The following is a 23,074-nucleotide window of genomic DNA, read 5'->3' as shown; positions in this document are numbered from 1 at the left end:
GCAGTACCCGACAGGCATCGACGCAACTAGATTGCGAGGCATGGAGCCCTCCACGAGCCGGGCCTCGACCGGCCAGCGTCTACTGTGGATACTCGACCGGAACCGGGGGGCCGACGGCGCGCTCAACTGTCCGACCCTGTGCCGTGTCACCGGCGAGCTCGACGTTGCCGCGCTGGGCTCGGCGCTCACCGCGCTGACCGCCCGGCACGAGAGCCTGCGCACGACGTTCACCGGCCGCGGGCCGCTCCTGACCCAGCTGATCAATCCGCCGCGGCCGGTCGAGCCCGTGGTCGTCGACCTCCGCGCGGCGGCCGACCCGGCCGCCGCGCTGCGCCGGGCGCTCGCCGGCGAACTGGCCACCCGGATCGACCCGACCCGCTGGCCGGTGCGGGTGACGGTGTGGCGCACCGGCGACGAGGCCTGGCTGATCTGTATCAACGCCCACCACCTCGTCACCGACGCGTGGTCGTGTGCGGTGCTCTTCCGCGAACTCTGGCAGCTGTACGAGGGGGGAACGCCGGAGCCGGTCGTCTGCCAGTACCGCGACTTCGCGGACTGGCAGCGCGAACGCGAGGGCGGCGGGATGGCGCGGCACGCCGCGTACTGGAGGGCGAAGCTCGCCGGTGCCCGCCCACCCGTCCTGCCCGCCGCCGCGGACGGGGACGGCCCGCCGGCCGGCGGCAGCGCCACCGTCGCCGCCGACATCCCGGAGGACGTCGTGCGGCGGCTGCGGGCGCTCGGCCGGCAGGAGCGCACCACCCTGTTCACGGTGATGCTGGCGCTGTTCTACGCGACGCTGTACCGGATCACGGGCCAGGCCGACCTGACGGTGTCCTCCGTGTTCGCGAACCGGGTGCGGCCCGAGCACGGGCAGGTGGTCGGCTTCCTGGCGAACCTGGTGCTGCTGCGCACGACCGTGCCCGGCGAGGACTTCGCCGAGCTGCTGCGCCGGACCCACGGCACGGTGCGCGACGCGTTCATCCACCAGGAGCTGCCGTACCACCTGCTGCCGCTGGACCCGCAGCGCGGCGCCGGCCGGCCGGACGACCTGGTGTTCCAGATGCTCGCCGAGCCGGCCGAGCGGCGGCGGGTTCCCGGGGCCTGGGTCGAGGCGTACGTCCCCGACGGCGTCGCCACCCGGTTCCGGGCCGAGTTCGCCCTGGTGCCGCGCCAGCAGGGCATCCAGGTGCTGCTGTTCCACGCCGGCCTCGCCCCCGACGTCGCCGCCGCCCTGACCACCGGCTATGCCGACATCGCGGCCGAGGTGGCCGCCCGCGTGGGCGGTCCCGGCTACGGCGTCGAGGGCCAGCCGACGGCGGCCAGGCCGAGCTGACGGCAGACGTCGGCGGCCACCCGCGCCCGGTGCGGCACCAGGTAGAAGTGATCGCCGGGGTACACCCGCAGCGTCGGCTCGCCGCGGATGCCGTCGAGCCAGCCCTCCCGCACCGCCGCGACCGGCGCCTCCGGGTCGGCCTCGCCGACGCAGAGCACCACGGGACAGCGCACCGCCGGGCGCGGCGCGGGGCCGTACGTCTCGCTCAGCCGGTAGTCGGCCCGCAGCGTCGGCAGCACCAGCCCCCTGAGCTCGTCGCAGTGCACGAGCTCGGGGCTCGTGCCGCCCAGGCGGGCCAGCTCGCCCCAGAGCACCTCGTCCGGCTCGCGGTGGCGCAGGCCCGGATCGGCCGGTGCCGCCCGGCCGGAGACGAACAGGGCGAGCAGCAGGCCGCCGGCCCGGTCCTGCACCTGACGGGCCACCTCGAACGCCACCGCGGCGCCCAGGCTGTGCCCGAAGAGCGCGAACGGACGGTCCAGGCGCTCCGTCAGCGCGCCGGCGATCCTGGCCGCCATGGCGGTGAGCGCCTCGGCGTGCGGCTCGCCGAACCGGTCACCGCGGCCCGGGTACTGCACCCCCAGCAGCTCGATCTCCGGCGGCAGGTCGGCCTGCCAGGGACGGTAGAAACTCGCGGCGCCGCCGGCATGCGGCAGGCACACCAGGCGCATCGCGGCATGCGGACGGGGCCGGAACGCCCGCAACCACAGACCCCATTCGCCGCTCATGCCGTGTCCTCGGCGACGGCCAGCGCGGCCGCCGGCAGCACCTGCGGCGAGGCGGGATGGCGACGCATAGCGGGCGGGCCGAGGCGGGCGTTCACGTCCGCGGTGAGCCGGCACAGCGCCAGATGGTACTGGCCGCGCCGCCGGGCGGCCGCCGGGTCGGGCAGATCCGCGGCCAGCTCCCGCAGCGCGTGCCGCACCGCGTCGGGCCAGAGTCGCGCCAGCACCTCGCGGTAGCTGGGCGCCTCGGCGGGCCCGAGTGGTGCGGTGCTGGCGAAGTCGAGATGGCCCGCGGCGGAGTCCTCGAACGCGACGACGGAGGCGGCGTCGGCGGGCATGTGCGGGCGCGGTGACCACAGCACCGGGCCGTGGGTGTTGACGAGCGTGAGATGGCCGCCCTCGGTGCCGATGGTGATCCGGTGGAACAGGTGGGCGAAGTTGTCCGGCTGCGACGGGTCCATCTCCTGCTGCACCCGCAGCGTCAGCGGCACGCCGGCGAGGGTGCCGTCCAGGCTGCGGAAGGCGGCCTCGGGCCCGGCCGGCTGCGGGCCGGTGAACGACCAGGGCCGCACGGAGCCCAGCGCTCGGCCGAGGATGTCCCACAGGGTGTACGTCACCTGCACCGCCACCATCGCGTCCACGAAGAGCGGCCGCTGGCGGGCGAGCAGGGCCCGGGCCGCGGCGACGAACCGGCGCACCGGCGCGACGTGGACGTAGTGCGTGTTGAGATGGTGGACGACGCCGTGCCGGTGCGCCGTGCGCAGGCACCCGGCCAGCTCGTCGTGGTGCAGCGGGTGCTCCTGCAGCACGTGGATGCCCCGTGCCAGCAGCGCCGAGGCGAGCTCGGCGCCCGGGCCGCCCGTGACCGCGCCGCCGACGACGACGCAGGCGATCTCGACGTCGGACGGCACCTGCGCCACGGTGGTGTAGAGCGGCACACCGTAGTGCGCGGCGCACTCCACCGAGCGGGCCCCGCCGCGGGCGAGGATGCCGGCGAGCTCGAAGCCCGCGTCGGGCGCGGCCAGCGCGGCGAGGTAGATGCGGCCGAAGTCGGTGCCGCAGACGAGCACGCGCGGCCGGCTCACAGCTCCCCCTCGTCCGCGGCGGCGCCGTCCAGGCCCGCGTCGATGACCTCGAACACGCGAACCGTCGGATGTGCCCGCAGCGCGGCGGCGACCGGCGCGTAGGCAACGACCTCCGCGGCGAGGTGGACGCCTGCCGGGAGCCGCCCCGCGAGCGCGTCGACGGTGGCCTGCGCCGCCAGCAGCGCGGTGGCCTCGTAGGTGTCCTCGGTCCGCAGCACCAGGACCCGGCGCCCCACGGCGTCGGCGATCTCGAACACGAACAGCTGGTACGGGTCGCGGCCGAAGAGATCCAGCGCGGCGGCCTCGGCCAGTTCCCGGGCCGCCGACTCGAGGTCGCCGGCGCCGAGCATGGCCGGACGCAGCCGGCTCAGCGCGGCCACCACGTTGCCGCCGCCGTCGAACACGTTGTACCAGTCGACGTCGTCCGCACCGAGCGTGGCGGCGAGCCACTCGGTCTCGCCGCTGAGGAAGGGATGCACGGCCACCCGGCCGGGGTAGAACGGCACCTCGACGCCGGTCAGCGGTTCCAACGCCCGCGAGACCCGGCGGCCACCGCGCCACGCGGCCAGCGGCTCGCCGTGCCCGCCGCCCAGGCTCAGCAGGTACTCCGCGGCGCCGGCCGGGGTCATCCGGTCCACCAGCCCGGCGTACGCGGTGAGCCGCGCGACGCGGCCGGACCCGGCGCGGGCCAGCCCGAGCGGCAGCAGCGCGGTCAGGCCGGGCATGAGGCCCGCGTTGAGGACGGCGGCCCGGTCGCCGGTGCCGGCCGCGGTGAGCAGGTCCCGTACGGGCAGGTCGCCCCCGGGATCGACGTAGTGGGCGCCGGCGGCCAGGGCGGCCACGGCGACGCGGTCCAGCACCCGGTACGACGGACCGGCGCAGTTGACGACGACGGCGCATCCGGCGCAGAACGCGGCGAGGCTGCCGGGGTCGTAGGCGTCGACCGCCGCCGCCTCGCCCCGGCCCTCGAGCTGTTTGTCGACGAGCGCCGCCGCCGCGTGCGGGTCGCGGCCGCCGATCCGCAGCCGTGCCCCGCCCCGGTCGTACAGCTGCCGGGCGAGCGCCGCGCCGACCGCGCCGTAGCCGCCGACGACACCGACCAGCGGCTCAGCCACGGCCGTCCCCGATCAGCTCGGCCACGGCCGCGGCCCGCGGCCCGGCGAGGCAGTCCGCCGCGGTGCCGGGGATGTCGACGACCCGAAGCTCGCCGAGGCACACCTCCTGCCAGAAGGCGGTCATGTCCGCCAGGGCCGCCGGTTCCTCGCCGGACGGCCGCAGCAGGGTGATGTCGCCGAAGTACGGCATCACCTCGTGCCGGCCCGTCGCTCGCACTGCCTGCCGGAACACCGGGAACCGTTCGGCGACCTCGCCGGGGTTGGCGGTGCCGAGCGCGGCCACGGCCTCGGCCAGCGCGCCGAGCCGGTCGGCCTGGCTGACCTCGCCGAGCTCGCCGCAGGCCAGCGACCCGTCCGGGACCAGCACCGGGTTCCGCCCGCGAGCGGCGGCGATCTGCGCGGCCACCTCGCCGGCCGACGGGTAGCCGAGCTCGGCCGGATCGACGCCCAGCTCGAGTGCGTAGAGGTACTCGGTGAGCAGCTCGTCCTCCACGACGTACGGCGGCGGATAGCCGGCGATGACGGTCACGCCGGTCACCTCCCCGCCGGCCTCGGCCAGCTGCCGGGCCATCTCGACGGCGAGGACCGCGCCGAGCCGGCAGCCGACGAGCTGGACCGCGTCATGACCTTCGGCCCGCAGCCGGTGCGCGTACGCCCCGGCGACCCGCTCGATCAGCCGGTCCGGCGCGGCGGCGACGTAGGACTGCGGGTCCGACAGCACCACGCCGAGGTCCCCGGCCCCGGCGGCCTCGCCGTAGCCCTCCAGCGTCCCCTGCGGGCCGTGGACGAGCACGACCGGCCGATCCGCGGGCGGCGAGCGCAGCTCCACCACGGGCGACCCGGCGGAGTCCGGAGCCGCGGGGCCGTCCTGGGGCTTGCGCAGGTGGTCGGCGAGCGAGCCGACGCTGGCGGCCTCCAGCACCACCCGCAGCAGGCTGTCGAAGAACGCGTCGGCCGCCTCCGGCACCTGCTCGATCAGCCGCGTGACGAGCTGCGCGGCCAGCAGGCTGTCGCCGCCGAGGGAGAAGAAGTCCTGGTCCCGGCCGACCTCGGCGACGGCCAGCACCTCGGCCCACACCTGGGCGAGGCGCCGCTCGAGGTCATCCAGCGGCTGGGCGCCCGCCGTCGTGGTCGCCGCCGCGCTCGCGTCGGGCCGGCCCAGCAGGCCGGCGAGCGCCCGCCGGTCGACCTTGCCGTTGGCGGTCAGCGGCAGCGCGTCGAGGACCTCGAGCCGGCCGGGCACCATGTGCTCCGGCAGCCGGGCACGCAGGTGGCCCGTGAGCTCGGCGGCGTCGAGCGGCTGCCGGTCGCTCTTGAACCGGGCGACGAAGGCGAACATGCCCACCTCGGCCAGCGGATCGTCCGCCTCCGGCAGGCACAACGCCGTGCTCCCGCCGGCCTCGGCGAGCAGGTCCAGCCAGTCCGCCCGGGCGATGAACGTGTCGTCGCGGCCGCGGCGCACGTCGTCGAAGTCGTTGTTCGTCGCGTCGAACAGGAACTCCATCGACGTGAGGATCTGGTAGTTGTCCTTCGTCGTCTCGATGAAGACCAGCGATCCGCCCGCCGTCAGCAGCTCGCGCAGGCGCGCCAGGGCATGGCCGGCGTGCCGGGCGTAGTGCATGACGTTGGCGCAGACGATGACGTCGAACGAGTTGGGCTGGTGCTGCTGCGCGCGCGGGTCGGCATTGAGGTCGAACAGGCCGTAGCGCACCCAGGGGAACTCGGCGAAGCGCTCGGCGGCCTTGTTGAGGAAGAACTGCGACACGTCGGTGAACAGGTAGTCGACGTCGAGCCCGGCCAGCGCCGGGATCAGGTCGATGCTGGTGCCGCCGACGCCGGCGCCGACCTCCAGCAGCCGCAGGGGGCGCCCCTCGGGGTGCGCGTGCCGGGCGATGCCGCGGCAGGCGGCGACCACGACCTGGTTGAGGTAGCGGCTGAGCGTGTTGTCGTTGTACGCGGACTCGTGGATGTCCAGGCGGCCCTCGGGGAACAGCAGCCGGACCGGGTCCAGTTCGCCGCGCATCAGCTCCGGGAGGTGCTCGGTGGCGACCCGGAAGTACCGGATGAGCTCCGCGCCGTGGCGCACCTCGCGCTGCATCCGCTCGGTGCTCCGCCACGCCTCGGCGACGTCCTCGGCGGTGACCGTCCGCAGCTGCCGGTACCGGCCGTCGTCGTCCCGGGCGAGGAAGCCGTGCTCGGTGAGCCCGCGCAGCCAGCGCCGGATGAGGCGGTGATGCTTGTCGGCCACGCGCGCGCGGGCCATGATCTCGTCGGCGGTGTGCGCGCACTCGCCGGTGGGCGCGCGTCTGTCGGTGGCGAACAGGCCCTGCTCCCGCAGCGTGTACAGCATGGCCCGCATCGCGGTCTCGTCCAGCTGCCGCGCGAAGGCGGCCAGCCGCGCGGTGTCGACGCCGGCGCACACCTCGCCGGCGGCCGCCGCCGCGTCCGCGTGCAGGCGCTCGGCGAGCGCCCGGTCGCGGTCGGCCGCGCCGTCGCGGGGTGCCGCCTCGACCGCGGCGGCGAGCCGGCGTTGCATCGGCTCCGCGCCGTCGACGAGCGCCGCGGCATTGCCGACCGCGGGATGCGCCAGTAGGGCACTCTCCACCTCGGCCAGCTCGATGCGGTGGCCGCGCACCTTCACCTGTGTGTCCTCGCGGCCGAGGAACTCGATGTCGCCGCCGGGCAGCTGGCGGCCGAGGTCGCCGGTGCGGTAGAGCCGCTCGCCGGTCGCCGGGTGGGTGATGAACCGGGCGGCGGTCAGCGTCTCGTCGCCCAGGTAGCCCAGCGCCACGCCGGCACCCCCGATGTACAGCTCGCCCGGCACCCACTCGGGCCGCTCCCGCAGCCGGTGGTCGAGCACGTGCACGGTCTGGTTGGTGAGCGGGCGGCCGTACGGGATGCTGGCCCAGCCGGGGTCGACCTGCTCGACCGGGTGGTAGATGGACCAGATCGACGCCTCGGTCGCACCGCCGAGGCTCACCACGCGCAGGCCGGGCACGCGGGCACGGATACGGTCGGGCAGCGGCACCGGGATCCAGTCACCGGACAGCAGCGCCAGCCGCAGCGGCCCGGCGCCGACGCCGGGAACCGCGGCCAGGTAGTCGTGGAGCATCTGCAGCTGCGCCGGCACCGAGTTCCACACGGTGACGCCGTGCCGGGCCAGCAGGTCGGCCCAGTGCGACGGGTCGCCGCGGCGGTCGGCGTCGGGCAGCACCAGCGCGCCTCCCGCGGCCAGCGTGCCGAACACGTCGTACACGGACAGGTCGAACCCGAGTCCGGCCAGTCCGAGGACGCGGTCGTCCGCGCCGACGGCGAACCGGGCGGTGACGTCGACGATGGTGTTCAGCGCGCCGCGGTGGCTGATCACCACGCCCTTCGGTACCCCGGTCGAGCCGGAGGTGTAGATGACGTACGCGGGGTCGTCGGGCCGGACGCCGGTGGCGGGCGGTTCGCCCACGGCGGTCGCGGCCAGGCCGTCCACGGCGACCGCGGCCACGCCGGCCGGCAACGGCGCGGCCGACTCGAGCACCCACGACTGGCCCAGGACGCGGCGCACGCCCGCGTCGGCCAGCAGCAGGTCACGGCGGGCCGGCGGCTGGCCGGTGTCGATCGGCAGGTACACGGCGCCGGCCAGCAGCGTGCCGAGCACGCCGGCCACCTGTTCGACGCCCTTGTCCATGATGATCGCGACGATGTCGCCGGGCTCGGTACCGTCGGCGCGCAACCAGGCCGCGACGGCGGCGGCCCGCCCGGCCAGCTCGCCGTAGGTCAGCGTGGTCCCACCGGCGACGAGCGCGGGCCGGTGCGGTGCCCGGGCGGCCTGGGCGAAGACATCCTCGTGCAGCAGCCGGTCGGGCAGCGGCCCGGCGGTGTCCAGGTACGCCTCGCGGCGGGTGCGCTGGGCGGCCGGCAGCGGCACCGGCGCGGGCTCGTCCCACGCCCGCGGATCGTCGGCGAGACGGTGCAGCAGCGTCGCGTAGGCGTCGAACATGTCCGCGGCCACGCCGTCGCGCAGCACCCCGTCCCGCACGTCCCAGCTGGTGGCGAGGCCGCCGTCGCGCTCGATGTTCTGGCAGTCGATCCACACCTGCGGCGTCTGGCTGCTGCCGTGGACCAGCTCCCCGCGAGGCTCACCGTCCCGCTCGCCGGAGAGGCCGATCGCGCTGGTGAACACGACCGGCATGAGCGCGGCCTCGGCCCCGCCGCGCCGCGCGATCTCGCGGATCACCTCGACACCGGAGCACAGCCGGTGTTCGAGGTCCGCGAAGAGCTGCGCCTGCACGGCCGCGGCGCGGGCGGCGAACCCGGCACCGCCGGTGCCGTCGGTACCGGCCGTGGCGGCAGTGGCGGCAGTGGCGGCAGTCGCGTCGATGGCGAGCAGGTCCACCGAGGTGAAGTCCCCGACCAGGGCGCCGACGCGCGGGTGCAGCGGCATGCGGTTGAGCAGGGTCAGGTTCAGGGTGAACCGGGGCTGCCGGCTCCAGGCGCCGACCACCTCGGCGTACGCGGCGAGCACGGCGCCCGACGGGGTCACCCCGTGCGCGGCCGCCTGCCGGCGCAGCGCCGCCCACGTCTGCGGCGGCAGCGTGGCCTGCCACCGGGTGAACCGGGCCGGGCCGGACCGGCCGCGGCCCGGCGCCAGCGGCAGCTCGGGGGCGGGTGGCAGCTCGTCGATGCGGCGCCACCAGTAGTCGCGGTCGGCCTCGTAGCGGGGGCCGGAGCGCTGCCGGCGTTCGGCGGCCAGGTAGTCGCGGAACGTGACATCCAGGGCCGGCAGGGGGTCGTCCGGCCGGTGGTACCAATGGTGCAGCTCGTCGAGCAGGATCTCGATGCTGACGAAGTCGCAGATGAGGAAGTCGATGGAGAAGTGCAGCAGGTCGCGGCCGGGCATGCGGGTCACGCGCAGCTCGAACAGCGGCCAGCGGCCCGGGTCGTAGACCTTGTGGTCGAGCTCGGCGCGCACGCCGGCGGCCGCGGCTTCGGCTGCCGCGGGTTCGGACTGCCGCACGTCGAGCACGGCGATGCGGTACTCCGGCACGTCGGGCAGCACCCGCTGGGAACCGCCCCGGTCGACCACCGCGCGCAGCATGTCGTGCCGGCGAATCACCTGCCGCCAGGCCGCCGCGAGCCGGTCGGGGTCCAGTTCGGAGTAGGCCAGCTCGCCGTACCCGTGGCAGGCCACGCCGCCGTAGTCGAAGGTTTCCCGCCGGCCGAGCAGGTATGCGGCCTGCACGTCGGTGAGCGGGAACGGCTCGTGCCGCGACTCGGGCGCCGGCTCGACCGCCGCGGCACCATCGCCGTCCTCCGTGGACAGTGTGCGCAGCAGCTCGGAGCGGTGCGCACGCAGCAGTGCCCGGCGGTCCTCGGTCAGCACGCCCTGCGGCGCGCGGTACCGCAGCCGGCCGTCCTCGGCCCACAGCCGTACACCCAGGCGCTCCAGGTCGGCGATGAGGTCGGTGGGGCTCACAGCTCGCCCTCCTCCATCTGCGTGATGTGCCGCGCCTGGTCGGCGACGGTCGTCATGGCGAACAACTGCGGCAGCGACAGCGCCACCCCGAACCGGTCCCGCAACGCCTGCACGAGCCGGGTGGCGAGCAGGCTGTCCCCGCCGAGGACGAAGAAGTTCTGGTCCCGGCCGACGCGATCGAGCTCCAGCAGCGAACGCCACAGTTCCGAGACCGCCTGTTCGACGGGGCCGTCCGGCGGCGACGATGCCGGTCCAGGGTGTCGTACGGCGAGGGCGCCGACCGCCGCCCGGTCGACCTTGCCGTTCGGGCTCAGCGGCAGGGCATCGAGGACGACGATGTGCTCGGGCACCATGTAGGCCGGGACGCGGGTGGCGAGGCCGGCGCGGAGCATCGCCTCGCTCGGGGCCTGGCCGACCGGCACCACCGCCGCGGCGAGACGGCGGACCCGCTCGCCGACGGCCACGGCGACCGCGTGCTCGACGGCCGGGTCCGCGCGCAGGGCCGCCTCGATCTCGCCCAGTTCCACCCGGTGCCCGCCGATCTTCACCTGGTTGTCGGTGCGGCCGAGGAACTCCAGCGTGCCGTCGGGCCAGTACCGGCCCAGGTCCCCGGTGCGGTACCACCGCGTCCCGCCGTGCTCGACGAACCGGGCGGCGGTGCGTGCCGGGTCGCCGCGGTAGCCGAGCGCGACGCCCGCTCCGCCGATCCACAGCTCGCCGGCGACCCAGTCGGGGCAGTCCCGGCCCTCCTCGTCGGCCACCCGGTAGCGCTGGTTGCGCAGCGGCAGGCCGTACGGGATCGACGTCCAGTGCGCCGGTACTTCGCCCACGTCGCAGGCGTTGGACCAGATCGCGGCCTCGGTGGCGCCGCCGAGAGCGACCAGCCGGCAGCGGCCCCCGCTGTGCCGGCCCAGCCGCTCCGGCAGGTCGAGCCCGACCCAGTCGCCGGACACCAGGGCGAGCCGCAGCGCACCCTCCCGGCGGTCGCCGGCGGCGAGCAGCAGCATGTCGAGCAGGGCCGGCACGCTGTTCCACACGGTGACCCGGTGCCGGGCCATCAGCTCCAGCCACCGGTCCGGGTCGCGGCGGCCGTCCTCACCGAGGAGCACCACCGCACCCCCCGCCGACAGCAGCCCGAAGAGGTCGTAGACGGACAGGTCGAAGTCGAGCGCGGACACGGCGAGGACCCGGTCGTCCGGTCCGACGCCGTAGCGTTCGTTGACGTCCTCGACGGTGTTCATCGCGGCCCGGTGGGTCAGCTCCACGCCCTTCGGCTCCCCGGTCGAGCCCGAGGTGAAGATGACGTACGCGAGCCGGTCGTCGGGGCCGTCCACCGGTCCGGGCAGCGGATCCGCGAGCAGCGCGGCGGCGATCGTGTCCTGGTCCAGGCTCAGGCGGGCGGCGCTGGCCTCGCGGATCCGGTCACGGCGTCGCACCGGCTGGTCGGCACCCACCGGCACATAGGCACCCCCGGCGGCCAGGACGCCGAGCACGCCGGCAACCTGGTCAGGGCCCTTCGGCAACGTCACCGCGACCGGTTCGCCGCCGCCGACGCCGCGACCGGCGAGCCATCCCGCCACGCGCAGCGCCCGGTCGGACAGCTCGCCGTACGTCATCGTGTGATCGGCACCCCAGGCCAGCGCGATCCGGCCGGGGTCCTCGGCGACCCGGGCGAAGAAGCCGTCATGCAGGCGGCGGCCGCTCTGCGGGGCGTCGGTCGCGTTCACGGCGGCGCGCACGCGCGCCTGCTCCGGCGGCAACAGCGCGGGCACCGGTGCGGACCAGTCCGCGCCCGGTTCGGCGAGCCGGTCGAGCAGGCGGCCGTACGCGTCGAACATGTCGTCCAGCACGCCGGGCGGGAACAGCTCCTCGACCGCGTCCCAGGTCAGCGTCACCCCGCCGTCCGCACGCCGGGTCACCTGGTGGTCCAGCCAGACCTGCGGGGTCTGCGACAGCCCGGACACCGGCGCGTCGAACGGCGGCTCGAGCGCGGCCGCGCCGGGCCCGACACCGAGCGTACTGGTGAACACGACCGGCACCGCGACCTGCCCGGACCCGGATCGCCGGGCCATCTCGCGCAGCACCGGCAGGGCGGAGACGCCGCGGTGCTCGATGGCGTCGAAGACGCGGCGCTGCGCGAGCCGGGCGGCGCCCAGGAAGCCGCCGCCGCCCGCCGTGTCGAAGTCGACGAGCAGCAGCGAGGTGAAGTCGCCGACGACCCCGCCGATGTCCGGGTGCACGTCGGCACGGTCGAAGACGGTGAAGACGAGGCTGAACCGTGACTGCCCGCTCCAGGCGGCCAGCACCTCGGCGTAGGCGGTCGCGAGCACCGTTGACGCGGTCAGGTCGAAGCGCCGGGCCAGCTCGCCGATCGTGTGCCAGCGCTGCGGGGTCAAGGTCGTCTCGCGGCGCGCGAATCGCGGCCGGCGCAACGTCGCCGGGTCGGTCCGCAACGGCAGCTGCGGGCCCGCGGGCAGGTCCGGAATCCGCTGCGACCAGTACTGCTGGTCGACGGCCGTGCGCTGTGGGTCCGGATGCGCGCCGAGCACGTAGTCGCGGAACGACAGGCCGGGCTCGGGCAGCACGGCGTCCGGATCGCGGTACAGCGCGGCCCATTCGCGGTACACCGTCATGATGCTGAGGGCGTCGAACGCGAGGTAGTCGAGGGCGACGCCGAGCCGGGTGCGGTTCCCGCCGTGGCACACCGCCCGGATGTCGAACAGTGGCCAGGCCACCGGGTCGAGCACGGCGTGTGCGAGGTCGAGGCGCAGACGGTCCAGGGCGCCGGGGGCTTCGGCGGGCGCCGGCCGGGCCACGGCGATGGTGTACGGGTCGACCTTCGGCAGGATCCGCTGGCGCCCGTCGGCGTCGAACACCACGCGGAGCATCTCGTGCCGGTTGACGAGCGCCTGCCATGCGCGCTCCAGCCGGGGCAGGTCGAGATCCTCGGCGTCGAACTCCAGGTACCAGGTGGTGCCGGCGCCGCCGAGCTCCTCGGAGCGGCCCAGCCAGTACGCCAGCTGGGTCTCGGTGGCCGGGAAGGGGTCGTGCCGGCCGGCCGGGTCGGCGGTGATGCCGGTGGTGACGGCAGGCGCCGCGGCCGGCCGCAGCCCGGCGGCGAAGTCGCGCAGGACCGGCGCCGAGTACAGGTGGCCGAGCCGGGCGCCGAGGCCGGCCGCGCGCAGCCGGCCGATCATCCGGGTGGCGAGCAGGCTGTCGCCGCCGAGCTGGAAGAAGCTGTCGTCGCGGCCGACCGCGGGCACGTCCAGGACCGCCGCCCAGGCCTCGGCGACCGTCGCCTCGACCGGTCCTCGCGGTGGCGCCGGCGGGTTCGCCCGCTCGCCCGCGGGGTTGCCGCCGGGCTCCGCGGCGAGCAGGGTGGCGACCGCGGCCCGGTCGATCTTCCCGTTGCCGGACAGCGGCAGCGAGTCCACGAGGGTGACCTGCGCCGGCACCATGAACGCCGGCACCCGCGCCGCGACGAAGGCGGTCAGGTCCGGCACGAGGTCCGCCGGCGCCGCGCCGGGTGCGGCGTCGACGGCCGCCGCGAGCCGGGTCCGGGGTCCGCGCACCGCCACGACCACCGCGTGGCGCACTCGCGGGTGCTCGGCGAACGCCCCTTCGACCTCGCCCAGCTCGATGCGGTGCCCGCGGATCTTCACCTGGTGGTCGGCACGGCCAAGGAACTCGAGGGTGCCGTCCGGCAGGTAGCGGGCCAGATCACCGGTCCGGTACCAGCGGCGGCCCGCGTGCACGACGAACTGCCGGGCGGTGCGGGCCTGGTCGCCGCGGTACTCCTGGGCCACCGACTCGCCGCCGATCCACAGCTCGCCGGCGACCCGGTCGGGGCGGTCCCGGCCGGCCTCGTCCACCACGCGGCACATCTGGTTGCGCAGCGGTACGCCGTAGGGGACGGACGTCCAGTGCGGCGGGACCTCGGCGACCTCCTGCACGGTGGAGTGGATCGCCGTCTCCGTGGTCCCGCCGAGCGCCACCAGCCGCGCGTGCGGGGCGGCCCCGGCGAGGCGGCCGGGCAGGTCCAGCCCGACCCAGTCCCCGCCGAGCAGCGCCAGCCGCAGGCCGCCGAGCTCGTCGCCGCCGGCCGCCGTCAGCAGCATGTCCAGCAGCGCGGGCACCGACTGCCACAGGGTCACGCCGTGGCGGCGCACGAGCCGGCACCACGCCACCGCGTCGCGGCGCGACTCCTCGTCGACGAGGACGAGGCCGCCTCCGGCCGACAGCAGCCCGAAGATGTCGTACACCGAGAGGTCGAAGTCGAGCGCCGACACGGCGAGCACCCGGTCGTGCGGCCCGACGCCGAAGCGGTCGTTGAGCGCGTCGATGGTGTTGACGGCGGCGCGGTGCGCCACCACGACGCCCTTCGGCTCGCCCGTCGAGCCGGACGTGTAGATGATGTAGGCGGGCGCGCCCGGCCACACGGACACCGGGACCGGCAGCGGGCCGCGCGACGCGAGCGCCTCGGCGAGCCCTGCGGCGTCGAGCACCACCCGGACGCCGGCCCCGCGGTGGATGCGTTCGCGGCGTACCTCCGGTTGCTCCACGCCGACGGGGACGTACACGCCGCCGGCCGCGAGCACACCGAGGACGGCGATCACCTGCTGCGGCCCCTTCGGCAGCGTCACCGCGACCGGTTCGCCGACACGGACGCCGCAGGCCGCGAGCCATCCCGCCACGCGCAGCGCCTGGCCGGCCAGCTCGCCGTAGGTCAGGGTCCGGTCGTCGCCCCAGGCCAGTGCCGTCCGGCCGGGATCATCGGCGGCGACGGCGAAGAATCCCTCGTGCAGGCCCCGCTCGGCGAGCGGGCCGGCGGTGTCGTTGACGCGCCCGCGAACGGTGCGCTGGCGGGGCGGCAGCAGGTCCGGTGCGGGCCGGTTCCAGTCCGCGTCCGGCGCGCCGAGCCAGGCCAGCAGGCGCAGGTAGGCGGCGAACATGTCGTCGAGCACGTCCGGGGCGAAGAGCCCGTCGACGGCGTCCCAGTTGACGTACAGGCCGCCCTCGCGCTCGGTGACCTGGTGGTCCAGCCACACCTGCGGGGTCTGCGAGATCGTCCACACCGGTTCGCCGAAGCAGTCGCGCACACCGGCGTCGAACAGCTCGCCGAGGCTCAGGGCGCTGGTGAAGACGACCGGGGCGGACGCGGGCCGGTCGGGGTGGCGCCGAGCGAGGTCACGCAGGACGTCGACGCCGGAGCAGGCCGCGTGCGAGGCACACGCGGCGAACTCGCCCTGGATCTGCTTGACCCGGGCGGCGAAGGGCCGCTCGTCGCCCACGTCGACGGCGAGCAGCGCCAGGTTGGTGAAGTCGCCGACCAGGTGGGCCACGTCCGGGTGCACCGGTTCGCGGTCGTACAGCGGCAGGTTCAGCAGGAAGCGCGGCCGGTCCGACCAGCGGCCGAGCACCTCCGCGTACGCGGTGACGAACACCATCGCGAGGGTGGTGCCGTGCGCGCGGGCGCCGGCGGCGAGCGCCTCCCATTCCGCCGGTTCGAGCCGGTGGTAGCGCCGCGTCACCCGCGGCCGGCCGATGCGCTCGGGCGCCACGGCGAAGGGCAGCTCCGGGGGGCCGGGCAGGTCGTCCAGCCGCGCGCGCCACCAGTCCCGGTCGCGCTCGGCGGCGGCACCGCGGGAGCCGGCCCGCTCGGCGACGTAACGGCGGAAGTCGTACGCGATCGGGGGCAGCGCCGGCTCCGGGTCGCGGTACAGCGCGGCGAGGTCCGACAGCAGGATCCGGAAGCTGTACGCGTCCGCCACGAGCATCTCGATGTTGACGTGGGTCCGGCACCGGCCGCCCGGCAGCAGCGTCAGCTGGATGTCGAACACCTCGCCGGCGTCGACGTCCAGCCGCCGGTGCGACAGCGCCTGCCGGCGGGCGTGCAGTTCCCGCTCGACCTCCTCGGCCGGGCGGTGGCGCAGGTCGTGCACGCGCGGGCCGGGCCACGCGCCGACCGGGTCGATCACCTGCCGGCCGTCGTCGGTGAACCGGGCCCGCAGCATCGCGTGCCGCCGCATCAGCGCCTGCCCGGCCGCCGCCAGCCGGTCCGGGTCCAGGTCGCGGCCGTCGAACTCGTTGTAGAAGTGCGCGCCGACGCCGCCGAGCGGCTGGCCCTCCGCGCGGCCGACCCAGTAGGCGTGCTGCATCGGGGCCAGCTCGAACGGCTCCCCCGCGGCGTCGTCGTCGGCAGCGGCGGCGTCGCCGGCCGCGGGCTCCGGCGGCCCGGGCTCCGTGCCGAGCAGCGCGGCCCACGCCGCCAGCGTCGGCCGCTCGAGCATGTCGGCGAACGTGACGTCGGCACCGGCCTGCCGCAGCACGGCGGCGAGGCGCATCATCCGGACCGAGTCGAGGCCGAGCCTGATCAGGTCGTCCTCGGCATCGATGGCGTCGGCCGGCTCGTCCAGCAGCTCGGCGACCGCACGCCGCAATGACTGTCCCGTCGGTGCGCCGGTGGGTGTGCCGGCTCGGATTCCACCAGTCTCCATCGACCGTCCTTCGCGCCGTGAATTGCCCACACCCGAAGAGAAGACATCCGGGCGGGCCGGCACAACGCGCCGGTCGCCTTCGGCATAAGCGCTCCACAGCGCGAATACCGGCCGGATGCGGTACCGCTTATGCCGTTGTCCCGGTTCGCCTTGCCGGTTCCGCGGCGCCGGTCACAGACTCGGCCGCATGGAGACCGGATCCCTGCGCCTGCCCACCTTCGACGCCGCCGATCCGGCGGTGCTCGCGGATCCCTATCCCCGCTATGCCGAGCTGCGGCGAGCCGGGCCGCTCGCCCGGGGAGGCGTCGGCCAGTGGGTGGTGTCGCGCCACGCGGACGTGGCCGCGTTGCTGCGCGACCGGCGGCTCGGCACCGAGTACCCGCCCGAGTACCACGAGTTCTCCAACGGCACCGGGCCGGCCCGGGACTTCTTCGAGCGCATCATCCTCGACCGCGACCCGCCCGCGCACACGCGGCTGCGCCGGCTCATGGGCGCCGCGTTCAGCCCGCGGCTCGTCCAGCGGATGGAGCGGCAGATCGCCCGCGTGACCGCCGGCCTCCTCGGTCCGCTCGCCGAGCGCGGCCGGTTCGACGCCGTCGCCGATCTGGCCTTTCCCCTGCCGGTGACGGTGGTCTGCGAGCTGCTCGGCATCCCGGCCGCGGACCGGGATCTGGTCCGGCCGAAGGCCGTCGACCTGTGCCTCGGCTTCGCGAGCGTCGTGCCGGCGCACCAGCGCGCCACCGTCGACGCGGCGGTCGTGTGGCTGCGGGACTACGTCGGCTCGCTGCTCGACGAGCGGCGCCGTGTGCCCCGCGAGGACCTGCTGTCGACGTTGCTGGCGGCCGAGGCCGACGGCGAGACGCTGACCCGCGAGGAGATCGTCGACAACGCGGTGTTCCTCTTCTTCGCCGGCTTCGAGACGACGGTCAACCTGATCGCCACCGGGTGCGCGGCGCTGCTGAGCCACCCGGATCAGTGGGCTCGCCTGCGCGGCGACCGGACACTGGTCGGCACCGCGGTGGAGGAGTTCCTGCGCTACGACGCCCCGATCCAGCTGACCGCCCGGCTGGTCCGCGAACCGGTGGACGTCGGCGGGCGCACGATCCGCGCCGGCCGGGTGCTGGTGCTGCTGCTCGGCTCGGCCAACCGGGACGAGCACCGCTTCGCCGACCCCGACCGGCTGGACGTGGGGCGCAGTCCCAACCCGCACGTGTCGTTCGGCGGCGGCCCGCATCACTGTCTGGGCGCCGTGCTCGCCCGCGCCGAGGGCCGGGTGGTGTTCGAGCACCTGCTCGCCCGGTTCGCCGCGATCGAGCCGGCCGGGCCGGCGGTGCGGCGCCGGGACGCCACGTTCCGCGGCCTGGCCGGCGTCCCCGTCGCGGTCCGGGCCGCGTAGGGCCTCGCCGCGTCAGCCGGTCGCCACGGCGGCGGCCGGTGCTTCGGACGTCCGGCGGCGGGTCAGCGCCGCCTCCAGCTCCGCGACCGCGGGGTTGTCGTCCATCCAGAGCCGGCCGGAGAACAGGTCGACGATCCCGTCGTTGTGCGTGCGCACCAGCAGGCCGAAGGCGAACGTGGTCTCCCAGAACCCGTCGAGCATCATCTGTGCGACCGCGGCCCCGCGGTTGGACCACTCCTCGAACTCCCGGAACGGCCGGTCCGGTTCCGCGGCGCCGTCGGCGAGCAGCCGCTGGACGTCCTCGGCCAGGCGGCGCGCCTCGGCCAGGGTGATGTTCACGCCGTAGCTGAACAGCGGGTCGATGAACCGGTGGGCGTCGCCGAGGCAGACCCAGCCGGGGCCGCAGAACCGATCCACCGTGTAGGAGTAGTTCGCCGTCACGTGGACGTCCTCGACCATCTCCACGTCCGCCACCCGCCGGGCCAGCTCGGTGTTGAACTCGCGAAGCTCCCGGCGCATGAACTCCACCGGCGATTCGCCGCGCTCCTGGAAGTACGAGGTGGGCACGACGAAGCCGATGCTGGTGGTCTCCTCGTCCAGCGGAATGAACCAGCACCAGTGGTACTTCTGCCGAAAGAACGTCAGCGTGTTGCCCCACTGCTCACCGTCGCGCACCGCGCCCGTGAAGTGCGAGTAGACCGCCATCTGCCGGGCGTAGCCGCCGGTCTCCTTGCGGCCGGTGAAGCCGAGGTTCGCCAGGAACGTCTTCTGGCCGGAGGCGTCGACGAGCACGTCGCTGTGCACGTCGACGGTGCCGCCGGCGGTGAGCGCGACCCGGACCCCGCGGACGGTGCCGGCGTCGTCCACGATCGGGCGCACGGCCCTGCCCTGGACCACCGTGGCGCCGAGCGCGGTGGCACGGTCGAAGAGGAACCGGTCGAAGGTGGACCGGCGCACCTGCCAGCTCGTCGAGTCGTGCAGGCCGTCCTCGTCACGGCGGCGGATCGGCACCCAGAACTCGTGCCGAGCCGATGGCCCGTAGACCCGGATTCCGTGCTTGACCGGCGGGTTCAGCGCGGCCAGATCCTCCTCGACACCCAGCTCGCGCAGCAGCTCCCCGCTCTCGCCGGTGAGTGACTCTCCAATGTGGAACCGCGGGTGGGTGTCCCGCTCGATGATGACCGAGGAGATGCCCCGCTTCGCCAGGTTGATGGCGATGGCCGAGCCCGCGGGCCCACCGCCGACGATCGCTACCGGTGTCCTCATGTCGCTGCTCCTCCGGGTGTCCGCGGTTCCCGCGACCGCCTTGCCGACGGACGCTAAGGGTCCCCGGTGCGCGGCGGGGAGGACCGCCCGACGGATGCGCATGACCGCGTCACATCGCGCATCACTCGCCGCGGTCCCGGCGCGTTACGATCAAGATCGATCGACCACCGACGATCGCGAGATCGGTCTGTCCGTGGTCCGCCCTTCGCCCTTCGCCGTTCATCGAAGCCATCGGAGGCCGCCTGTGCGCATCGCCCTCATCGCGCCGCCCTGGTTCGCCGTGCCGCCCCGGACCCACGGCGGCATCGAGACTCACCTCGCGCTGCTGGCCCGGGAACTCGACCGGCGCGGCCACGAGGTCGGCCTGTTCGCCGCCGGATCGAGCACCGCGCCGGTACCGGTGCACGCCCTCTACGCCCAGGAGCAGGAGGAGCACCTGCACGGCTCGCGGCACAGCGTCGTGGAGGCTCGGCACGTCCAGCACGCCTACGAGGCGATCGGCCGTGATCGGTACGACGTCATCCACGACAACGCCGGGCTGCTCTCCGGCGGGATCGTGGGCGCGGTGCTCAACGAGCGGGGACCGCGACGGCCGATCCTCCGCACGGTGCACCAGGGCGTCGACGCTGCCACCCGGCCGGTGTACGACATCCTCAACGGCTTCGGGCACCTGTGGTTCAACGCGATCAGCGAGCACCAGCGGGCCCTGCTGCGGGGGCTGAAGGTGTGCGCGACCATCGCCAACGCCGTCGACCCGCAGGACCACACCTATCGCGAGACGAAGGACAAGTACCTCGCATTCCTCGGCCGGCTCGTGCCGGACAAGGGGGTGCACATCGCGATCGAGGTCGCCCGGCGCACGGGGCTGCCGCTGCGGATCGCCGGCCGGGCCGACCGGGCCGGCGCCGGTCTGCGGTACTTCGAGGAGCGCATCCGGCCGGAGCTCGACGGGCAGGTCGAGTACATCGGCGAGATCGGCCCGGCGCAGCGCAACGAGTTCCTGTCCCGGGCCCGGGCGCTGCTGTTCCCCGCGCAGTGGGCGGAGCCGTTCGGGCTGGTCGCGATCGAGGCACTGGCCTGCGGTACCCCGGTGATCGCCAGCGACAGGGGCGCACTGCCGGAGATCGTCGAACCGGGCCGCAGCGGCTTCCTGGCCGCAGACGCCGACGCCATGAGCGAGGCGGTCGCCCGGCTCGACACGCTGCGCCCCGCGGACTGCCTGCAGCGGGTCCGCGACCACTTCACGCCCGGTCGGATGACCGACCGGTATGTGCGGGTGTACGAGTCCCTGCTCGACACGGCCGCCTGATCGCGAGCCACACCCGCCGACCCGACCAGCACACACCGGACGACCTCGAACCCCGGGAGGCTTCACGATCATGCGCATCGGTCTCGTTGTCCAGCCACTGGAACGCACGCCACCCATCCGCTACGGCGCGGTCGAGCGGATCGTCGCGTACCTTGCCGACACCCTCGTCGAGCGAGGCCACGACGTGACCCTGTTCGCCTCGGGTGACTCGCAGACCCGCGCCCGGCTGGTGCCGTGCACCGAACGGGCGCTGCTGCACGACCCCGGTCACGCCGGCGAGTCGTGGTGGGTCAACAACACCCAGATGGCCCAGGTCGTCGCGGCGCAGGACGAGTTCGACGTCATCAACTCGCACGCCGGCTACGCGTTCCTGCCCGCCACGCTCGCCCTGCGCACGCCGGTCGTGACGACCTGGCACGGACGGATGCACCTGCCGGTCACGCACCGGATGCTGGAGCACTACCGGCACACCGCGTTCATCAGCATCGCCCGGCACCAGGTCGAGGCGGCCGGCCCCGGCGTGCGGTGGGCGGGGCACGTCCCCAACGGCATCCCCGGCGACGCGGTGACCTACCGCGAGCACAAGCGCGACTTCCTGCTCTTCCTGGGCCGCATCACCCCGGCCAAACGCCCCGACGTGGCCATCCGCGCGGCGCGGCGCGGCGGGCTGCCGATCCGGCTCGCCGGCCGTGTCGCCCCGGCCGACCAGGACTACTTCCGCACGGTCGTGCAGCCGTTGCTGGGATCGGAGGCGGAGTACCTCGGCGAGATCACCGACGCCGAGAAGCTGGACCTGCTCGCCGATGCCCGCGGGCTGATGCACCCGTCGGACTGGGAGGCGTGCAGCGTGTCGCTGATCGAGGCGCACGCGGCCGGCACGCCGTGCCTCGCCCTGGACCGCGGCGGCAACGCCGAGATCGTCCGGCACGAGGTGACCGGCTTCGTCGGCGACGGCGAGGAGGACCTGGTCCGCGGCTGCCGGTCGTTGGACCGCATCGCGCCGGCCAGCTGCCGGGCGCGCTACGAGGAGGAGTTCAGCGCCGACCGCATGACCGACCGGGCGCTGGCCGCGCTCGAGTCCGAGGTCCTCGCCGGGGTGCGGCGGTGACGGTCGGGGCGAGGGTCGCCGTGACCGGGGGCCGCGGGTTCATCGGCGCCCGGCTGGCGCGCCGGCTCTCGGCCGCCGGCGCGCAGCCGCTCGTCATCGACGTCGCCGACGAGCTCGGCGGCCAGCAGCCATGGGAAGCCGGCTATGCCCGCGAGGACGTCCGCGACGCCATCGCGATCGCCGAGGTGCTCGAGGGGTTCCGCCCGGACACGGTGTTCCACCTGGCCGCCATGCACTACATCCCCGACTGCGAGCGCTGGCCGGACGCGTGCGTCGACGTCAACGTCAAGGGCACCCGGGCGGTCATGCGGGCCTGCGCGGCGGCCGGGGTCCCCCGCGTCGTCGTGGCCTCGTCGGCGGCGGTGTACGAGCCCAGCGAACAGCCGCACACGATCGACAGCCCGGCCGTGCCCACCGACGTCTACGGCCATACCAAGCTCTTCGCCGAGCATCTGGCCCGCACCCACGCGCGGGACACCGGCGCCTCCGTCGGCATCGCCCGGCTGTTCAACGTCGTCGGCCCCGACGACCGCAACCCGCACCTGCTGCCGTCGCTGGCCGCGCAGGCCCTCGACGGCGACGTCGTGACCGCCGGCGACCTCGGCACCGCCCGCGACTACGTGTACGTGGACGACGTCTGCGCGGCCCTGGTCGGGCTGGCCGGGCTCGAGCACCCCGGCACCGCGGTCACCGTGAACGTCGGCTCCGAGGTCGGCACGACCGGCACCGCGCTGCTCGATCTGGTGCGGGAGGCCACGGGCAAGCCGCTGCCGGTGGTCACCGACGCCGACCGGCTGCGCCCCAGCGACCGGCCGGTCCTGGTCAGTGACTGCACGCAGACCCGGGAGCTGCTCGGCTGGCGGGCCTCGACCGGCCTGCCCGCCGCGGTCGGCGAGGTGCTGCGGCGACCCCGGCTGCCGGCTCAGCGGATCGGTGCGCTCGCATGGTGAGCACCGCGCCGCGCGGCTCAGGCGGGCAACTGGAACCGATCGGTGAGCCAGGCCGCCAGTCCGTCCGCACCGGAGTGCGGGAGCCACAGGTCGGCGGCCTCACGCAGGACCGGGTCCCGCGTGGCGACCGCCACCCCGAGCCCCGCCCGGTCGAACATCGCGATGTCGCTGTGGTCGTCGCCGAACGCGATGATGTCCGCCGGCGCCACGCCCAGCTCGGCCGCCACCCGGTCCAGCGCCGCGCCCTTGTGCGCGTCGGCCGCGGTGACGTCGATGAAGCGGCCGTCGGACACGAACTGGTTCAGCCGCGGATGGTGGCCGCGCACCAGGTCCCCGACCGCGCCGGCCCCGCCGTCCGGGCAGTGCAGGGTCAGTTTGTAGGCGGGCTCGGCGAGGTCGCGCTCGGTGCCGAGGACCGCGAACCCCATGTTCCGGGCCCAGTCCCAGTAGGCGTCGGCGGGCTCCATCACGTAGAGCCGGTCGTGCGTCTCGGCGTGAACCTCGCGGACGGCGGGCCGCACCAGACGGACCAGATCACGGACGAGGTCCGGATCGAGCGTGGCCTCGTGCAGGGCGGCGCCGTCGGCGTGCGCGACGCGGGCGCCGTACCAGGCACCGTACGGCTTCCGCAGCCCGAGCTCGTCGACGACGGCGGCGAGCGAGCGCCGCGAACGGCCGGAGATCACGGTCACGTGGTGGCCGGACGCGGTGACGGCGCGCAGCACGGCGCGCAGCGGCTCGGGGATGTGGCCGGTGGGGCCGGTGAGCGTGCCGTCGACGTCGAATGCCAGCAGCGTCACCCCGGCACCATATCGACTGACGTCAG

Annotated in this window: 12 protein-coding genes; 5 read left to right on the top strand and 7 right to left on the bottom strand. The window is 74.9% G+C overall.

Annotated elements, in window-relative coordinates; translation table 11 throughout:
- Positions 1 to 40: 40 nt before the first annotated feature.
- Positions 41 to 1,333, top strand: coding sequence for a condensation domain-containing protein (locus ABT369_RS10810; RefSeq protein WP_350611524.1), 1,293 nt, complete (start codon positions 41 to 43; stop codon positions 1,331 to 1,333).
- On the opposite strand, the gene ABT369_RS10805 is transcribed toward ABT369_RS10810, so the two are convergent.
- The 5 genes from ABT369_RS10805 to ABT369_RS10785 are packed head-to-tail and all read right to left on the bottom strand — an operon-like array spanning position 1,291 to position 16,219.
- A complete protein-coding gene (locus ABT369_RS10805; RefSeq protein ID WP_350611523.1) occupies positions 1,291 to 2,058 on the bottom strand; it encodes a thioesterase II family protein in 768 nt (255 codons plus the stop codon). The genes ABT369_RS10810 and ABT369_RS10805 overlap by 43 nt on opposite strands.
- Complete coding sequence (locus ABT369_RS10800; RefSeq protein ID WP_350611522.1) at positions 2,055 to 3,140, bottom strand: Gfo/Idh/MocA family oxidoreductase; 1,086 nt, start codon at positions 3,138 to 3,140, stop codon at positions 2,055 to 2,057. Before ABT369_RS10800 ends, ABT369_RS10805 begins: the two co-directional genes overlap by 4 nt.
- Entirely contained in the window at positions 3,137 to 4,255 is a 1,119-nt protein-coding gene (locus ABT369_RS10795; RefSeq protein ID WP_350611521.1) for a saccharopine dehydrogenase NADP-binding domain-containing protein, read from the bottom strand. The genes ABT369_RS10800 and ABT369_RS10795 overlap by 4 nt, the downstream gene beginning before the upstream one ends.
- The gene (locus ABT369_RS10790) at positions 4,248 to 9,722 is read right to left on the bottom strand and encodes a non-ribosomal peptide synthetase (RefSeq protein WP_350611520.1); all 5,475 of its coding nucleotides are present in this window, start codon (positions 9,720 to 9,722) and stop codon (positions 4,248 to 4,250) included. The genes ABT369_RS10795 and ABT369_RS10790 overlap by 8 nt, the downstream gene beginning before the upstream one ends.
- Positions 9,719 to 16,219 (bottom strand): non-ribosomal peptide synthetase, encoded by a 6,501-nt coding sequence (locus ABT369_RS10785; RefSeq protein ID WP_350611519.1) that lies wholly within the window; start codon positions 16,217 to 16,219, stop codon positions 9,719 to 9,721. Before ABT369_RS10785 ends, ABT369_RS10790 begins: the two co-directional genes overlap by 4 nt.
- A gap of 187 nt (positions 16,220 to 16,406) precedes the next feature.
- On the opposite strand from ABT369_RS10785, the gene ABT369_RS10780 reads away from it, so the two are divergent.
- Positions 16,407 to 17,615, top strand: coding sequence for a cytochrome P450 (locus tag ABT369_RS10780; protein ID WP_350611518.1), 1,209 nt, complete (start codon positions 16,407 to 16,409; stop codon positions 17,613 to 17,615).
- 12 nt (positions 17,616 to 17,627) lie between these two features.
- Here ABT369_RS10780 and ABT369_RS10775 read toward each other — a convergent pair whose 3' ends face one another.
- On the bottom strand, positions 17,628 to 18,881 hold the full coding sequence (locus ABT369_RS10775; protein ID WP_350611517.1) for an NAD(P)/FAD-dependent oxidoreductase: 1,254 nt from the start codon (positions 18,879 to 18,881) through the stop codon (positions 17,628 to 17,630).
- Between the two features lie 244 nt (positions 18,882 to 19,125).
- Here ABT369_RS10775 and ABT369_RS10770 point away from each other — a divergent pair, with 244 nt between their 5' ends.
- From ABT369_RS10770 to ABT369_RS10760, 3 genes are all read left to right on the top strand, one after another.
- Positions 19,126 to 20,190, top strand: coding sequence for a glycosyltransferase family 4 protein (locus tag ABT369_RS10770; RefSeq protein ID WP_350611516.1), 1,065 nt, complete (start codon positions 19,126 to 19,128; stop codon positions 20,188 to 20,190).
- A 70-nt stretch (positions 20,191 to 20,260) separates the two neighbouring features.
- A complete protein-coding gene (locus ABT369_RS10765; protein WP_350611515.1) occupies positions 20,261 to 21,298 on the top strand; it encodes a glycosyltransferase family 4 protein in 1,038 nt (345 codons plus the stop codon).
- Positions 21,295 to 22,248: an NAD-dependent epimerase/dehydratase family protein gene (locus tag ABT369_RS10760; protein WP_350611514.1), complete on the top strand. Its 954-nt coding sequence runs from the start codon at positions 21,295 to 21,297 to the stop codon at positions 22,246 to 22,248. Before ABT369_RS10765 ends, ABT369_RS10760 begins: the two co-directional genes overlap by 4 nt.
- A 17-nt stretch (positions 22,249 to 22,265) precedes the next feature.
- Here ABT369_RS10760 and ABT369_RS10755 read toward each other — a convergent pair whose 3' ends face one another.
- A complete protein-coding gene (locus ABT369_RS10755; RefSeq protein ID WP_350611513.1) occupies positions 22,266 to 23,048 on the bottom strand; it encodes an HAD hydrolase family protein in 783 nt (260 codons plus the stop codon).
- Between the last annotated feature and the right edge of the window lie 26 nt (positions 23,049 to 23,074).

Source organism: Dactylosporangium sp. NPDC000244, assembly GCF_040300725.1.
Lineage (GTDB): Bacteria > Actinomycetota > Actinomycetes > Mycobacteriales > Micromonosporaceae > Dactylosporangium.
This window is presented reverse-complemented; position numbering and strand designations above follow the sequence as displayed.

What these genes read in the sequence shown, in the direction of transcription:
- ABT369_RS10810 (WP_350611524.1), top strand. Translation starts at nt 41, where the DNA reads ATGGAGCCCTCCACGAGCCGGGCCTCGACCGGCCAGCGTCTACTGTGG.
- ABT369_RS10805 (WP_350611523.1), bottom strand. Translation starts at nt 2,058, where the DNA reads ATGAGCGGCGAATGGGGTCTGTGGTTGCGGGCGTTCCGGCCCCGTCCG.
- ABT369_RS10785 (WP_350611519.1), bottom strand. Translation starts at nt 16,219, where the DNA reads ATGGAGACTGGTGGAATCCGAGCCGGCACACCCACCGGCGCACCGACG.
- ABT369_RS10780 (WP_350611518.1), top strand. Translation starts at nt 16,407, where the DNA reads ATGGAGACCGGATCCCTGCGCCTGCCCACCTTCGACGCCGCCGATCCG.
- ABT369_RS10775 (WP_350611517.1), bottom strand. Translation starts at nt 18,881, where the DNA reads ATGAGGACACCGGTAGCGATCGTCGGCGGTGGGCCCGCGGGCTCGGCC.
- ABT369_RS10765 (WP_350611515.1), top strand. Translation starts at nt 20,261, where the DNA reads ATGCGCATCGGTCTCGTTGTCCAGCCACTGGAACGCACGCCACCCATC.